Origin of the sequence: Microcoleus sp. LEGE 07076 (genome assembly GCF_015207455.1) — a bacterium.
Classification (GTDB): Bacteria; Cyanobacteriota; Cyanobacteriia; order Cyanobacteriales; family Microcoleaceae; genus Microcoleus.
In genome coordinates this window covers 1-1,405 of the sequence record NZ_JADEWV010000463.1, presented here as the reverse complement: position 1 = coordinate 1,405, position 1,405 = coordinate 1, and the positions used below count along the sequence as shown (strand labels likewise).

Here is a 1,405-nt window from a genome sequence, read left to right as displayed (position 1 = left end):
CAGGGTAAGCGCATCTCAAAGCCTATTGACAACAGGGTCTTGAGGCATCATCATGTGGAAATAAACAACTAGCGAGAACAGTCAGCATATAGTTATTATCCATAGCAGCCCGATGGGATTTTTGACGATTGCTACGTTTATAAGATTGCTCCATGTTTAAAGCATTAAGAGCTAGGCGTCGGAGCAATGCTAAGTTTTGTGGTGCGTGACCTGTACGGACACGACAAGCATCTTCATTCCAGGTAACATCTAAAGTCCAATGCAGACTATTTTCAATACCCCAATGCAGGCGGATAGCTTGTGCTACTCGCTCGGCATTACATGGCAAACTTGTTAAATAGAACTGAACTTCACGGGTAGTTTTATTCCATAGATGTCTGACTCGGACTACCATGACAACACATTGAAGACCAACCCAATCGTTTTGGTTATGTAAAGTTGGCAATTGAGAAAGAGGGACGCACCAACAGGAACGTTTTTCAGTACGATAATGACCTTGTTCTACCCGTTGGTCATAACTATGGAGCGTACCTTCAAATCCGTGAGATAATTGTTGCTCAAACCAGTTTTTTACTTGTCCGTAAAGTGTAGGATGATTTGCTTTCAGTGCTAAGACATAATCAGCTTTGGCGTGAAAAATCTGAGAGGCGATTGCTGTTTGTGTACCCATAGCATCAATCGTAATAATACATCCGGCCATGTCTAATAACTCTAATAATGCAGGAATTGCGGTAATTTCATTCGATTTATCTGCCACCTTTACTTGTCCTAAAACCAAACGATATTCGCTAGACCAGGCGCTAACTAAATGTAAAGCTGATTTGCCTTGTTCACGATCGTATGAGCCTTTAAGAGTCTTACCGTCAATGGGAATTACCTTCGCTCCTGCCACCTCAACTATTGATTCTATCCAACGTCGAAAGCATTGCTCAAATACTTTGGGATTAATGCGTTCAAAGACGCGTCGAAATGTATCTGCACTTGGGATACCTCCTGGTAAAGCTAAAAACTGTTCCAACCATTCACCTTTACTTACTCCATAATTTTCCATGTCTTCCCATCCGTTACCTCCTGCAATTACTGATAATATTCCGATCATTAAAATATCTGTTAATACATGAACACGGGTTCTTGCCACACGGGGGTCTTTGATTTCCGCAAATATTAATGCCATCTTTTCTGTGAGTTCAGTTGCCTGAGCTATACTCAATTTTTTTGACCTTTTAATCCTGTGTTTTTCAGAGGTGAAACCTGATGCCATAAGACCGACCTGCTAAGTAAGATAGAAACTTTGTACTGATCAGTCTACTAGATAACATCTCTGATGCTCAAACGATATCTGTCATTATATAAATGTGCCAAATAATCTGTATATTTAACTACCAAATTAGATGCGCTTACCCTG

At 40.6% G+C, this 1,405-nt stretch carries 1 protein-coding gene; it reads right to left on the bottom strand.

The genetic code is table 11. The annotated features are described in order from the left end of the window. Positions 1–22: 22 nt before the first annotated feature. Entirely contained in the window at positions 23–1,261 is a 1,239-nt protein-coding gene (locus IQ270_RS30265) for an ISAs1 family transposase (RefSeq protein ID WP_193976780.1), read from the bottom strand. Between the last annotated feature and the right edge of the window lie 144 nt (positions 1,262–1,405).

Bases quoted from the DNA above. Each gene is read 5' to 3' on its own strand.
- IQ270_RS30265 (WP_193976780.1), bottom strand. From the start codon at position 1,261: ATGGCATCAGGTTTCACCTCTGAAAAACACAGGATTAAAAGGTCAAAA.